Here is a 14,018-nt window from a genome sequence, read left to right on the forward strand (position 1 = left end):
GGGATTATTCCGCTACCTCAAGCGCCCTTTCTTCATCAGGATAGAGGTATAGCCTGAGGGTCATGTTCAGGCAGAATCATTGAAAAAGAGGAGGATAATGAATGAAAAATCCTATCCAGCGTCGCTCGCCCGACGATCTGTCGCAGGTGGAAATTCGTGAACAGTGGCAAATCACCTACTGGACCCAGGAACTGAGGACAACTCAGGAAAGGCTGACACGCGCGATCCGCGAGCGAGGGCCGCGGACCGAACAGGTTCGTGACTGGCTGGAGCAAAACCCGCCGCCACGTCGTCCGACACAATTCACACACGGCATGAAAGGTTAAATTGATTACTTTCTGAAGCGACGCGTTACTGGCAATCTTGCGGTGGATTGACCTATAGCAGTCAGGAGTACACTGACAGGTCATATCTGCCGGTCTTCATCTTTACAGGCTTTTACCTGTATTTTTAATAGGTTATCTTCCTGATCAACCAGCGGATAGCGATCCGTCTCTGGCTGCAGACCTGTTTAATTGTAAAACTGACTTAGAAATAACATTAACCACCCTGAATGCTTATTCATCTCCTGATGGAACATAAACATTAACAACCGTAAAAACCCTCTCCTGGCTATATAAAATGTACAAATGTAAATAATCAGGCGCATCTTCGATTAAATTTTCGAATCGTAACAACCCCTTTAATGCGTTAAAGAAAATATTAAGAGACACCCGCTGCATAGTCCCTTATTATCCAGTTGAAAATAAAAAATCACGCCATATTTCCTGCCGCCCGAATCACATTTCGCTCCGGACAGTTTTCTTTTTTCGCTCCGTAATCAGCCGGTGCGGGGGTTCTACACACATGTTAAACAATTTAAACGGCGACAATGAGCGCCGCAGCCGCGCCTTACAGGCGTTGCGCGACCCTGATGAAAGCCGCGATGAAGTTCTCCGGAAGTTTGTCCGGTTAGCCAGTCAGGCCCTGGGTATCCCGGGCAGCTTTATATCGGTGCTGGATGATGAGTTCCAGACCGTTCAGGCATCACACAATTTTGAACTGCAACGCTCAACGCGTGCGGATTCACTTTGTCGACACGTGGTTGATAGCGACAGTGCGGTGATCGTCCCTGATACTTATTACGATGCGCGTTTTGTCACGCATCCCCTGATCACTGGCTCACCCTTTATCCGCTTTTATGTCGGTGTGCCACTGAAAACACGCGATGGCATTATTCTGGGCACACTATGTGTGACCGACACCGAGCCGCATGCGTTTCCCAGTGACCAGGTGACGACCTTAACGCTGCTCTCTACGCTGGTAATGTCTTTTCTTGAAGCCTGGCACTCGGCGGGTTTTACCGATCCGGTGACCGGGCTGCCTAACCGTCAGCGCCTGATACGTGATTTGCAATATCTTGCCGTTGCCGGCGATACCACGCCACGCCGTCTGGTTCTGATTGATTGCATCGATATGTCGCGTGCTTATGAACTGGCCCGCACCATGGGAATGAGCCCGGTTGAGAGCCTGCTGAAAGATATGGCCACTCTGCTGCCGCTACGCCTGCGTCCGGCGGTTGGGGAGATGATCTATACGGTGGCCACCGGCCGCTTTGCTATCCTGACCCGAGCGGATAGCCGACTCAGTGCCGCGTGGGTAGCCGGTCGTCTGGAAGGTATCAGTGCGGACATGGATGAAGGTCTGTCAGTCGCGCTGACTCCCCATACTGGTGAGGCTGACTTTGTCGCTGGCAGCATGCCAGCATCTGAAATATTAGGCCGTGCGGTCAGTGCGCTGCATGAAGCGGTCGGCCGCGGCCTGCCCTCTCAGCGCTTTGACGCTGAGGCTGAAACGCAGCGTTCGGAAGATTTCCTGCTGATGACCGATCTTAAAACGGCATTACGCGAGAACACCGGGCTATATATGGTCTATCAGCCGAAAATTTGCCTGCAAAGTGGTAAACCCGTGGGTCTGGAAGCGCTTATCCGCTGGCAACATCCCAGCCGGGGCGAACTTTCACCTGCCGCCTTTATCCCGCTGGCTGAGCAGACCGATCTGCTCTCTGTGCTGACAGCCTGGATTATCGATCGGGCGGTTGAGCGCCTTAGCCGGCTGAGGAATAACTGTATCCAGCTGCCGCTAACGATAAACGTCAGCGTACGTGACTTTGCGCGCGAGGGGTTCGCTTCAGCACTGGAAAGTAAGATGGTCAAATCTAAGCTCCCGACCTCTCTGCTGGGAATCGAATGTCTGGAAACCGAACGTATCCTTGAAAGCCCGACCGCCCTGCGCGGGCTGGAGATGCTCAGAGCACGAGGATTCACTATTTCACTCGATGATTTCGGTTCCGGCCACAGCAATATCAGTTATCTGCGTCGCATGCCGCTTGATGTGATTAAGCTGGATCGTTCCCTGATCAGTGAGCTTTCCTCTGACACGGCTTCACGCATTATTGCACGCAGCATCATCGCCATGCTTAAAGAGCTGGACTATACCGTGGTGGCAGAAGGGGTTGAGTGTCCGGATGCAGTAACATCCCTGACCGAGTATGGCTGCGATCAGGCTCAGGGATATTTCTATTCGAAGCCGTTAAACGAAGAAGCATTGGATCACTGGCTGCACTGGAAGCTGCGTGGCGAGTGTCATTAATCTGGAGCTGGCGCAATCTGATATCAGATTGCATTTTCAGCTATCAGATCGAGCTCTGATATTCCCTATAAGTCATATTCAAAATATTTGATCAATATCAGCAAAAGTTAGCTATGTCAGTCTGGCGAGATCGCGCCTATCATTCATTCCATCGAGGCAAAACGCCTCTCCCTGACTGAAATACGCTAAGGAATTGACCATGAACCCCATCAAAATTTTCGTTGCTGTTACTGCACTTTCTCTGATTTCATTCGGTAGTTTTGCCCAGACTATTACCGCTACCGCGTCTACCCTGGATGCTGCTGAAGCTAAAGTCGCGGCACAGGCCAAAGATGCAGGTGCATCCTATAAAATTACCGGCGCACGCGTTGATAATCGAGCTTATGTCTCTGCTGAACTGATCAAATAACATTTACCCCTTCAATACGATGAGGCTGCCATTACGGCGGCCTTTTTTATTATGCAGGAAGCATGAGTTCGTCTGCTCAGGTTCAGCGTCTCTGATCCCATTACGATTGTTGGAACCGTGCCCCACAATTTGCCGTTTCGCTTATTGTCACCTGCCGTGGTGCAGTCTGTGCGACAGTGAATAAGGAGAGATGAAACATTTTTTGAACAATGCTAGCGTGTGCGCAACAATCTTATAAAACGGAGCTGCACATGCTGACTACCATAATATACCGCAGCCATATTTCAGATGACTTTCCCATCAGAACCCTGCCCGCGATGGTCGACAACGCCAGCAAAATAAATGCGGCTCACGACGTGACCGGCATATTATTATTTAACGGTACCCATTTTTTTCAATTGCTTGAGGGTCCGGAAGCGGGCATTCAGGCAGTCTATCAGAGAATTTGTGCAGATCGACGGCACCACAATGTGGTGGAGCTGATGCGCGACTATGCGCCTTACCGCCGCTTTGGTAATGCGGGCATGGCACTCTTTGACCTGCGTGAACACGATCGCTCATCGCTCCTGCAGGCCGTGCTGGATAAAGGGACGTCAAAATATCGTCTGACCTATGATGATCGGGCACTGCAATTCCTGCGCACGTTTGTAGAGTCTCGTGAGAAAGAGAACTACTACGAGGTCCTCCCCCCGGGTTACTGGGAGTTTATTTCTGAGCACAATGATGTGCCGGACTCCCGTCCGGAGACAGAAGGCGTCAGCTTTCGCCCGGTGGTGGATCCCCTCGCTCGTCAGGTCACAGCGATTGAAGCGACCACTCTGCGACCTGCTCCCGCCGACGACATCTCAGGCGATCAGCTTTATGTTAACGATCTGGAAACCGTGAAAAAGACGTTTGCCCATGCTGGCCTGGTCTGCCCGGACGGTATGACACTGTACGTCAGCCTGCTGCCTATGACGCTGGTGGTGATACCCAATGCCGTCGATCATATTGTGACCGCTATTCAGCAGGCGGGACTGGTTCCTGAACAGGTTGTTGTTGGCGTAAGTGAAACCGCAGTGATCTCGCAGCTGGAAGCGTTCTCTGAAGCCGTACGCGCGCTAAAAGCGGTCGGAATCAGTCTGTCGATCGACAATTTTGGTGACGGCTCCGCGGGATTGTCCTTGCTGACTCACATTCAGCCCGACCGCATTCGTATTGATGCCGGTATCACCCGCGATGTTCATCGCAGTGGGCCAAAGCAGGCGGTGGTTCAGGCGATTATTAAATGCTGTTCCGCGCTGGAAATTACCGTCATCGCGGCAGGGATCGTACAGGCAGAAGAGTGGATGTGGCTGGAGGCTGCAGGTGTGATCAACTTCCAGGGCACGCTGTTCGCAGCCGCAGGGCGCTATGAAGCACAATCCGTTGCCTGGCCGGAATACCGGGAGGCGATGTAACACTCTCTGTCCCAACGGTGATAAAGCGGTACGTCAGCGCGAGGCCGCTTTCTTCACCGATGTCCTGCAGAGCAGTATCATAGCCGCAGCGGCCCCGCTAAACACCTCCCCTCCCCCGCGCCCCCATCGGACCCGTTCTTGTGACAGGGATAACGGCAGCGCCTTCCTGATGGTTCCGGCCATACCTTAATCTCTGTACTCATCCTGGCTTAGCTCTATTTGATAACCACTGTAGCGAGTAAAGTTACCTGTTTAACTCTTCCAGTAAGCAAATCAGTGGCGGATCCTTCTTTAGGATCAAACTTCATCGCCTATCCACTGTAGTGAGTAAAGTAACGATATTCAGGGTTCGGAAACCACTGTAGCGAGTAAGCAGAGCAAGTAAATCGTCATCCGTCCTTCTAAATTGCAGCGCGAAGGCGCATTACCCTTTGTTTCAGGTACTCCAGGTACGGTTTCATTCAGTCATAACCACTATAGCGAGTAAAAAACCGATCTCCCTCTCAACAATGAATTTTGACCCTTGATTGCAGAATCCGCCCTGTGTGGGGCCTCGCAAAGGTGCTTTTATGAATGCAGCTAAGCTCTAAAACTGCAAAAATCTGAAGCACGGCACACCGTTTAACGGCTGTGGCGAGTAACCATTTTTAAGTGTGGGCATTTGGCAATTTAACAGGAAGTCTTTTACTGACAGTGCAATAAATGATAGTGAGTGCTTACTATATTTAAGGTAACCACTATATCGAGCATAGGCCAGTGACAATAACAACCACTATAGCGAGTATGCTCCCCATTTCTGCTCCCAATTAACAACCACTGTAGCGAGAATATCGCATTCATCAGCGCCAATATCCGATCATTAACTGAACGCTTTAGCGATAAAACAACCTGATAACCACTGTAGCGAGTAGTTTACCCACCCTGGATGGACAAAAGGGAGATGAAAAAGCGCGGTAACGGAGGAGATAACCACTATAGCGAGTAGAGTAATGACACCGATTCCCCTGCACAGCCTGCGTGAATACTTCATGACGGGCGTACTTTCTGTGCTGTGATCAGGTAAGTAACCACTATAGCGAGTGAACATTGGGTCTCATTCTGGCTATTACGCTTTTTGAGACAGCTCTTCCGGGAGAGACTAACCACTATAGAGAGTAAACACAGCACCGGACTCAATTCAGGTCTTGCCGATGGAGAGTAATGAATAGCGCGATTAGCCCTGTTCAGACAGGCGTTACGTATGTTGCTGTCGTGCTGGTAACCACTATAGTGAGTAACGTTACTCGCTACAGTGGTTATTGTCTTTCAGCCCGGCGTTCCCGATAAGAGATTGAAAGCGGAGTAGCATGCATGCTAGCAGAAAGCGTGTCATTGCTTCTTCTGCTTCCTGATTTTGTTCAGTAGCTCTTTTTCTTCACGCGAGACCATCACCAGCTCACTGCTATCCTCTTCAATCACCGGTTCAGGCAGGCTGACGTCAATTACGTCGGAATCGATATCAAGATCGTCAAACTCATCCATCTCATCATCGATCAGGCCTGACTTACTGAGCGGCAGTTCGGCCGGGCGCAGCTTAGGATGACGATAATGAACCCAGAAGTAGACTGATGAGCCACGTCGGGTTTCGGTGTAGTCGAGATAGCCGATCTCTTTTAACTGCTCCATGGCCTTTCTGACGGTGGCATTCTGGGTAATCACACGCGATGTCAGGTTAAGTCTTGCGCGCAGACGCGCCATAGATATCGGCGCAGGCTTCGGCGGAAGGCTTTCAATGAAGGTGTAGAGCGCCTGAGCAGACTCTTTGCGTGCCAGCTCATTGATGGCTTTAAGCTGCAGCAGAACCTTTCTGTCGAACTGATACAGCTCAAAGATCTTGGGATCGGCCTGCAGCGTTACCGTGTCCTTCTTGATGCTGTATTTCGCAGACTGCACCAGGTGCGTCGTGTAGTTCTCTCCGCCCTTGCTGGTAAAAGTCAGGGTGTTAGAGGCAATACGCGTCAGCGAAGCATCCAGACGGCTCCTGAGCTTCGAGGAGAGACGCACTGAGGGTATGCCGCATAGTTTGGCAAATTCAACGAAAGAGAGCGTTACCGTGTCTCCCAGACACTCATGCGTAGCGAATGCACGAATGATCCCGACCCAGGTTTTGAAATCATTATCCATATCCAGGCGGGCACCCAGAATCTTAATGTTGTCATAGCCTTCTGACCTGACCAGGGATAACTGTTTAAGATCCTGGGTCACATCCATGGCGTTCATCTGGTTTTTCTGACTGCGCGCTGTGGATTTTAACGTCGGAACAAATAAACCGAGTCGCATCAATGCTACCGGCTGGACGGTGTTGTTACTGTTGGGGGTAAGAGTAACAACTTCACCTGTACGTTTATCTGTTTCGCTAAACGCATCAGCTATGTTCAGGATATCTGGTTCTTTTCTTGGCATTAGGAAGATCCGTGATGTGAACAGGCGAGAGCCGCTGTTACTCGATACAGTGGATACTATCACTCACTACAGCGGTTAATCTACTTACCATAGTGGTTATTTCTCTCGATATAGTGGTTGTTTTACTCGTTATAGTGGTTAGCGACCCGGCTTTAACGTAGTCATTCCGTGGCCTGAGGCGGTGCTGGGATCTTTAAGGAACTTAATAAGGATCTTAAATGGATCTGTTATTGGATCTATTCAGTGGATAACCTGAGAAAACTAACTGAAAAAGAGTCGAGCCACCGCCCTCCCCCTTTACTGGATCTCCCTCTTTCATCGCAAGCACTCTGGAAAAAGCCGTCATCTACACATAATCAGGGTTATGCACACCGATTCAGGCCACTTACTCGCTATAGTGGTTGTTGAGTACTCGCCAGCGCGGTTGCTTTTCTCGCTATAGTGGTTGTTATACTCGTTATAGTGGTTATTCTTCTCGCTACAGTGGTTACTGACCCCCTTCCAGGCCTTGTGTCACAAGGCTTCAGACGCTGCAGGGATCTGTTAAGGATCTCAATTTGATCTATTGAGGATCGACCAATTGGATCTGGCCTGTGGATAACGGGGATAAAACACACAAAACAAAGAATTAGCTGAGAGTCCCGGTCAGAAGTGATTTTCACCTTCAGTTCTGAATGTGCGGTTTATCAGAAGCACATCTGAGAAGGTCTTTTACTGCTAAAACGATCTAACGCTGAGCATAGGTAAGACTGGAATGTTGCATACACCTATAACCTTTAAATCTATAAGGTTAATGAGTTTGAATCAGGTCTCAGAAGATCGGCCAGTGAAAATACAGAAACTTACCATGACATTAACCGCCTATCTATTTGATAAATAATGAATTATTTTTTATTTTCATGATGAAAACACCATGCGATTTTTACTTAACGTAATATCTTTGTTTTGTCAGTACTCAGAATCTGTCAGACATACTAAAAAAGCACTTAAAATAACGTTCCCGGAAGAAATTAATAAAGCGCCAGTGAAGGAACAACAGGAAGAACGACAGTAAGAAAAAATGCTTTCGGCATAATAACTTAAACTAATAAATAGGCTTAGCATGAATGAAGTAATTTCAGGAATGTAAGAATGACATGAAGATGAAGATGAAGAGATAGTATCCGGATCTGAATCAAGCACAGCAGAGCGTTAATTCTGACTGTCCGGCATAGCTACATTATGGTGACTTGCCTCAATTAATATTGCTCTAAGCCTTGCCGCATTAAGCCTGTTCTCTACTCCTACTCCTACTCATGCTCTTAAATCGGCAGTCTTAACTCTTCCATGATTTTGATTCGTGACATCACATAATGATGAAGGGAATTAAATCCCTATCTTTTCTGGATTAAGCCTTGCAATAAAAATCCTATGCGGAAAAACGCCTGACATTATGTTGACAGGCAGCAACGCAGATTATGAACGCTACATAATGACAAGGCATAAAAGGTATAGATTTGGAAGCAGTGATCTTAATTTAGCAATGATAGCGGTAACGAATACTTGCGTACTTTACCGTTATGCCTACTCCTTCAGGTTCAAAAGCACTGTAATAGCTTCTGAGTAAAACTCTACATCAGCAGTAAATGTTGAGTGAAAGTGCATTAATCCTGGAAATTTTTCACCAGGGCATTTCACACGTAATTAAATGATTTATAATAACTTTTATTGAATTTTCATGCTGAAAACACCATTGAAAACACGAAAACAATTTAACGAGCAACCTGCAGACTGGCAGATGATTTATCAGAATCGGAATGCACCGCTCCGAATCATTAGTCCTTAAAATATTCGTTTAATGTCGCCATTTTAAGTTCTCTGTCTCAACCAGCCTGTAAGACAAAAAAGCAGAGCGATTCACTTTCCAGTGATTCACAAAAGTAATGCTGCTTGCATCTCACCATCGCGGAGAAAAAATCCAGGTTTTTGGCATTTTTCTAAAAAATTGGCAGGTATGTGCTTTTTGTGTAGTATGCAAAAAACATTAACGCAGAGGGGCTTATGAAGCGTGATTATGGTGGAGTGCTGGAAATGGCCACACGTGCCAATTCCATGTTACATGGACTGAGTAACCATATTGAGCAGCAGCGTCAGGAATTTAACCAGACCGGTTTTTACCAGACCTTCTCCCGAAATGCTGTCGCCAACATGCCATTGCTGAGTAAGCATGCTGTTGTCGCCGCAATTGGTGATATGGAAGCAGCAGGTTATCAGTTTGGGAAAAAACAGACCGGCAGCACCTCACAATATGCCCTGACTATCCAGAATGTGGTCGACATCTATCAGCATCGTAAAGTTCCGAAATATCGCGATCGGCACGATGGCCCCTTTGTCGTATTCGTTGTCAGCCTTAAAGGTGGTGTCTCAAAAACAGTGAGCACAGTCACGCTGGCCCACGGTATGCGTGCACATCCTTCTATGTTACATAATGACCTGCGTATTTTGGTTATCGACCTGGATCCACAGGCATCAAGCACGATGTTCCTGAGCCATACCAACAGTGTCGGTTCAGTTCTGGAGACGGCAGCGCAGGCGATGCTGAACGATCTGGATGCTGACCAGCTTCGTAAACAATTCATTAAACCTACTGTCATGCCAGGCGTTGATGTGATCCCAGCCTCTATCGACGATGGTTTTGTTGCAAGCGACTGGGAAGAGCTGGTTGCTGAGCATCTGCCAGGCGTTGCGCCTTCGGAAGTACTACGCCGCAACGTGATTGATCGTCTGGCGGGTGACTACGATTTTATCTTCCTTGATACCGGACCTCACCTTGATTCATTCATGCTGAATGCAATTGCGGCCAGTGATGTATTGCTGACGCCGACGCCCCCGGCACAGGTCGATTTCCACTCCACTATGAAGTATCTGACGCGTCTGCCTGAAATGCTGGAGCGTATTGAGTCCGAAGGCATTGAGCCACGGCTTAAAGCCAATATCGGCTTTATGTCCAAAATGACTTCTAAACACGATCACCTGACTTCGCAAAGCTATGCCAGGGAAGTGTTTACTAAATCGATGCTCGACTGCAGCCTGCCGCGACTGGATGGATTTGAACGCTGCGGCGAATCCTTTGATACGGTGATCAGTGCCAATCCCTCCTCTTATCCGGGCAGTGCGGACGCTCTGCGCAAAGCTAAATATGAAGCCGAGCAGTTCTCAAGGGCTGTGTTTGACCGCATTGAATATATCAGGAGTACCCTGTGAGCAAACCTATACAGCGCATCGGGCGCAAGTTTGGTGATTCTGCTATCGCAAACATGATCGACAGCAGCAGCCAGTCGCGCACATTTACGCTGAAGTCGGGCGCGAAGGCCACCTTTGTGCGCCAGCTAATCCTGCATGATGATATTGAAACCAGAACCAGCGTTGACCCAAAAATCAACGGACGTGACCAGAGCACGCTGACGCCGGAATCGCTTCAGGAGATCACCCGTACTATTACGCTGCAGCAATTTTTTCCGGCTATTGGTCGTGTCAACGGTGACCGGATTGAAATCATGGATGGTTCGCGCCGCCGCGCCGCATGCATCCTTTCCGGTGCCAGTCTGGAAGTACTGGTCACCGCTGATGAACTGAGCCTTAGTGATGCGCGTCAGCTGGCTGCGGACATTCAGACAGCAAAAGAGCATAACCTGCGTGAATTAGGCCTGCGCTTTATGCTGATGAACGAAAATGGCATGAGCAAAACAGAGATTGCTAAAGCAGAAGGCATCTCAAACGCAAAGGTCTCACGTGCGTTCCAGGCCGCAGCCGTACCCGCTGAATTTATTGAACTCTTTCCGGTCGTATCAGAGCTGACACTTCAGGATTACCAACTACTGCTCGATGTCTGGGAAGAGGCGAAAGCGGAAGCGGTTGATGTCACCGCGCTGGTCAGCGATATTAAGCAAACGCTTAAAGCTGATGATTCCCTGCTAAGCGCCAATGCGGATGAGAAGAAGAGCGCGATTCTTAACGGCTTTAAAAGCGCCCGTCGTCAGTTAAAAAAACCTGCACCCGTCAGCAAGACGGTGACGGAAAAGCTGGCTACTTTTACCACAGCTAATACCTATGCGCGTCGTAAAACTAATGATGAGAAGCGCACTGTGCAGTATGAATTCAGCCGTCTGCCAAAAGAGATTGCTGAACAGATCGACGCGTCAATCAGACAGATACTCTCCACATTAAAATAATCCTCTTTACGTTTTTGATACCAGAACCGGCCCCTGTGCCGGTTTTTTAATTCTTTCCTCCACCGGCCTCCCGATTGTGCAATGCGTACCTTATCGCTTCGCCTGATAACGACTTCTGTTAATTACGCATCATTTCCGCAGGGTAATACTTGAACTCAGCACGGTTTATCGCTATAGCTAAAACGGTTTAGCTATCAGGTTTAATCAGAGGAGTTTTTTATGTCTGTACGCGTATGGTGCCTCGGGGATGCCGTGGTTGATTTGCTTCCCGAAATGCCGGGTCGCCTGATGCAGTGTCCGGGTGGGGCGCCCGCCAATGTCGCCGTTGGAGTTGCCCGTCTGCAGGGAAACAGCGCTTTTATCGGGCGGGTAGGGGATGATCCCTTTGGTGAGTTTATGCGGCAAACGCTCATTGAAGAGAAGGTTGATACCCGCTACATGATCGCTGATACGCAGCACCGCACTTCAACCGTGGTGGTCGGACTGGATGACCATGGCGAACGTTCCTTTACCTTTATGGTGAGGCCGAGTGCTGACCTGTTTCTTGAGGTGCAAGACCTGCCCGTATTCCGGCACGGGGAGTGGCTGCACTGCTGTTCGATTGCCTTATCAGCTGAACCTTCACGCACGGCGACCCTGACTGCCATGGAGCAGATCCGGGCAGCAGGCGGGCATGTCAGTTTCGATTTAAATCTGCGTCATGACCTCTGGCCCGATCCGGAACTGCTGCATGCGGTGGTGAACGAGGCGCTGAGCCATGCGGACGTGGTTAAACTGTCCGACGAGGAACTCAATTTTCTCTGTCCGGATCAGGAACCGGCTATCACCATGCCGCAGCTGGCAGTGCGATTCAGCATAAAATTATTGCTGGTCACGCGGGGCAGGGAAGGTGTGATCGCCTGCTATCAGGGCCAGCTATACCACTATGCTACTTCGCCCGTGGCCAGCATCGACACCACGGGCGCAGGTGATGCCTTCGTGGCCGGATTACTCTGGGGGCTGGCTAAGTCGGGTCTTCCTGCCGATGAATCGCAGCTGGCCATCTGCCTTACCAGTGCACAACGCTGCGGTGCACTGGCAACCACGGCTAAAGGGGCCATGACAGCACTTCCGCGACTCCACCAGCTGGACGACCTGCCAGGCTGATTATCTTATTGCCCCTGTTTTGGGAGCTATCTCACAATCACTAAACCGGTTTAGCAATTTTCATTGCGCAGGGAAATTACCCGTGGCTATGATTTGCGCCTAAACCGGTTTAGCAAAAAATCCGGTGATGATAGCCTCTCTTCAGGGACATAAAAAAATGAAAAAAAGCACGTTAGCAGTGAGTCTCTCAACGATATTACTTTCCACATCAGTCTGGGCCGACTCCAGTATGAGCAGCATTGAAGCACGCCTTGCGGCCATGGAGCAGCGACTGCAGGCAGCCGAGCAGCGAGCGAATGCAGCGGAAACCCGCGCACAGGTCGCGGAGAAACAGGCACAGATGGCTGAGAAGCAGGCACAGCAGCTGGCTGCCGTGCAACAACAGACCCAAAACTCCACCGCTGAGGTCGCGCAGCGCACCGCGAAACTGGAACAAAAATCAGCCGATGAAGGTGGCTTCGAGTTCCACGGTTATGCCCGTTCAGGATTGCTGATGAACAGCTCGGCCGCCAAAACTCAGGGTGGCCCGACCGTTACCCCTGCCGGGGAAACCGGCGGTCACGTTGGTCGCCTTGGTAATGAACCGGATACCTACGTTGAGCTCAACCTTGAACATAAACAGACGCTGGACAACGGCGCGACCACCCGTTTCAAAGCGATGCTGGCCGATGGACAGCGCACCTACAACGACTGGACCGCCGCCAGCAGCGATCTTAACCTGCGTCAGGCATTTGTCGAGCTCGGGCAGCTTCCCACCTTCAGCGGCGCATTCGATAACGCCACGGTCTGGGCCGGTAAGCGTTTTGATCGCGATAACTTTGATATTCACTGGATCGACTCCGATGTGGTGTTTCTTGCCGGTACCGGTGCCGGTATTTACGACATGAAATGGAGCGATCAGGCGCGCAATAACATTTCCCTTTATGGTCGTACCTTTGGCGACATTGAAAACAATGAAAACACTGCGCAGAACTACATCCTGTCGCTGAATAACTTTGTCGGGCCGGTACAGCTGATGGTCAGCGGTATGCGGGCAAAGGATAACGACGATCGCCGTGACATCGACGGCCTCAGAGTCAAAATCGATGCGGCAGAAACCGGCGTACATGCGCTGCTTGGCCTGCATAACGACAGCTTTTATGGGCTGAGAGAAGGCACGTCGAAAACTGCACTGCTTTATGGTCATGGACTGGGCGCAGAGGTGAAGTCGATTGGTTCTGATGGCGCACTGTTGCCGGAAGCGGACACCTGGCGTCTGGCGAGTTACGGTATTACCCCGCTGGGCGGTGGCTGGCACATTGCACCTGCTTTACTGGCTCAGCGTAGTGAGGATCGTTACGTCAAAGGTGACAGCTATGACTGGGCGACAGTCAACCTGCGGCTGATTCAGGAAATCACCCAGAACTTTGAGATGCAGTATGAAGGCTCTTATCAGTACATGGATCTGCGTCCCGAAGGCTACAACAACCGTAATGCGGTCAGCGGCAGCTTTACCAAACTCACCGTTGCGCCAACCCTGAAAGCCGGTGATGTCGGTGACTTCCTCAAACGTCCGGAAATTCGTCTCTTTGCAACCTGGATGAACTGGGATCACCGGCTGGATAACTATGCCAGTGACGACGCTTTCGGCAGTAAAGGATTCGATGCCGGTGGCGAATGGAACTTCGGCGTACAGATGGAAACCTGGTTCTGACCGGGCGGCCCCGGATGCCGGGGCCAGAGATCAGGATGGATAAAAAC

The 14,018-nt window shown here is 50.0% G+C and carries 9 protein-coding genes; 8 read left to right on the top strand and 1 reads right to left on the bottom strand.

All coding sequences use genetic code 11. The features are described 5' to 3' along the window. Positions 1 to 101: 101 nt before the first annotated feature. The 4 genes from PAG01S_RS18195 (at position 102) to PAG01S_RS18210 (ending at position 4,479) form a co-directional block, all read left to right on the top strand. Entirely contained in the window at positions 102 to 326 is a 225-nt protein-coding gene (locus PAG01S_RS18195; RefSeq protein WP_010256955.1) for a DUF3606 domain-containing protein, read from the top strand. A gap of 520 nt (positions 327 to 846) precedes the next feature. Further along, positions 847 to 2,631: a sensor domain-containing diguanylate cyclase gene (locus tag PAG01S_RS18200; RefSeq protein WP_062759522.1), complete on the top strand. Its 1,785-nt coding sequence runs from the start codon at positions 847 to 849 to the stop codon at positions 2,629 to 2,631. A gap of 199 nt (positions 2,632 to 2,830) precedes the next feature. After that, complete coding sequence (locus PAG01S_RS18205; protein ID WP_033759908.1) at positions 2,831 to 3,040, top strand: YdgH/BhsA/McbA-like domain containing protein; 210 nt, start codon at positions 2,831 to 2,833, stop codon at positions 3,038 to 3,040. A 251-nt stretch (positions 3,041 to 3,291) separates the two neighbouring features. Continuing rightward, complete coding sequence (locus PAG01S_RS18210; protein ID WP_062759523.1) at positions 3,292 to 4,479, top strand: diguanylate phosphodiesterase; 1,188 nt, start codon at positions 3,292 to 3,294, stop codon at positions 4,477 to 4,479. A gap of 1,368 nt (positions 4,480 to 5,847) precedes the next feature. On the opposite strand, the gene PAG01S_RS18215 is transcribed toward PAG01S_RS18210, so the two are convergent. Next, the gene (locus PAG01S_RS18215; RefSeq protein WP_010256943.1) at positions 5,848 to 6,921 is read right to left on the bottom strand and encodes a RepB family plasmid replication initiator protein; all 1,074 of its coding nucleotides are present in this window, start codon (positions 6,919 to 6,921) and stop codon (positions 5,848 to 5,850) included. A gap of 2,040 nt (positions 6,922 to 8,961) precedes the next feature. Between PAG01S_RS18215 and PAG01S_RS18220 the strand changes: the two genes are divergently transcribed. From PAG01S_RS18220 to PAG01S_RS18235, 4 genes are all read left to right on the top strand, one after another. Next, positions 8,962 to 10,164 carry an AAA family ATPase gene (locus PAG01S_RS18220; protein ID WP_010256940.1) on the top strand — a complete coding sequence of 401 codons (1,203 nt, stop codon included), beginning with the start codon at positions 8,962 to 8,964 and terminating at the stop codon, positions 10,162 to 10,164. After that, complete coding sequence (locus PAG01S_RS18225; RefSeq protein WP_010671957.1) at positions 10,161 to 11,132, top strand: ParB family protein; 972 nt, start codon at positions 10,161 to 10,163, stop codon at positions 11,130 to 11,132. The genes PAG01S_RS18220 and PAG01S_RS18225 overlap by 4 nt, the downstream gene beginning before the upstream one ends. A gap of 219 nt (positions 11,133 to 11,351) precedes the next feature. Continuing rightward, positions 11,352 to 12,278, top strand: a complete 927-nt coding sequence (gene cscK / locus PAG01S_RS18230) for a fructokinase (RefSeq protein WP_022624231.1) — start codon at positions 11,352 to 11,354, stop codon at positions 12,276 to 12,278. A 157-nt stretch (positions 12,279 to 12,435) separates the two neighbouring features. After that, positions 12,436 to 13,971 (top strand): carbohydrate porin, encoded by a 1,536-nt coding sequence (locus PAG01S_RS18235; RefSeq protein WP_062759524.1) that lies wholly within the window; start codon positions 12,436 to 12,438, stop codon positions 13,969 to 13,971. The last annotated feature ends 47 nt before the right edge of the window (positions 13,972 to 14,018 follow it).

The organism is Pantoea agglomerans NBRC 102470, from assembly GCF_001598475.1.
GTDB classification, from domain to species: Bacteria; Pseudomonadota; Gammaproteobacteria; order Enterobacterales; family Enterobacteriaceae; genus Pantoea; species Pantoea agglomerans.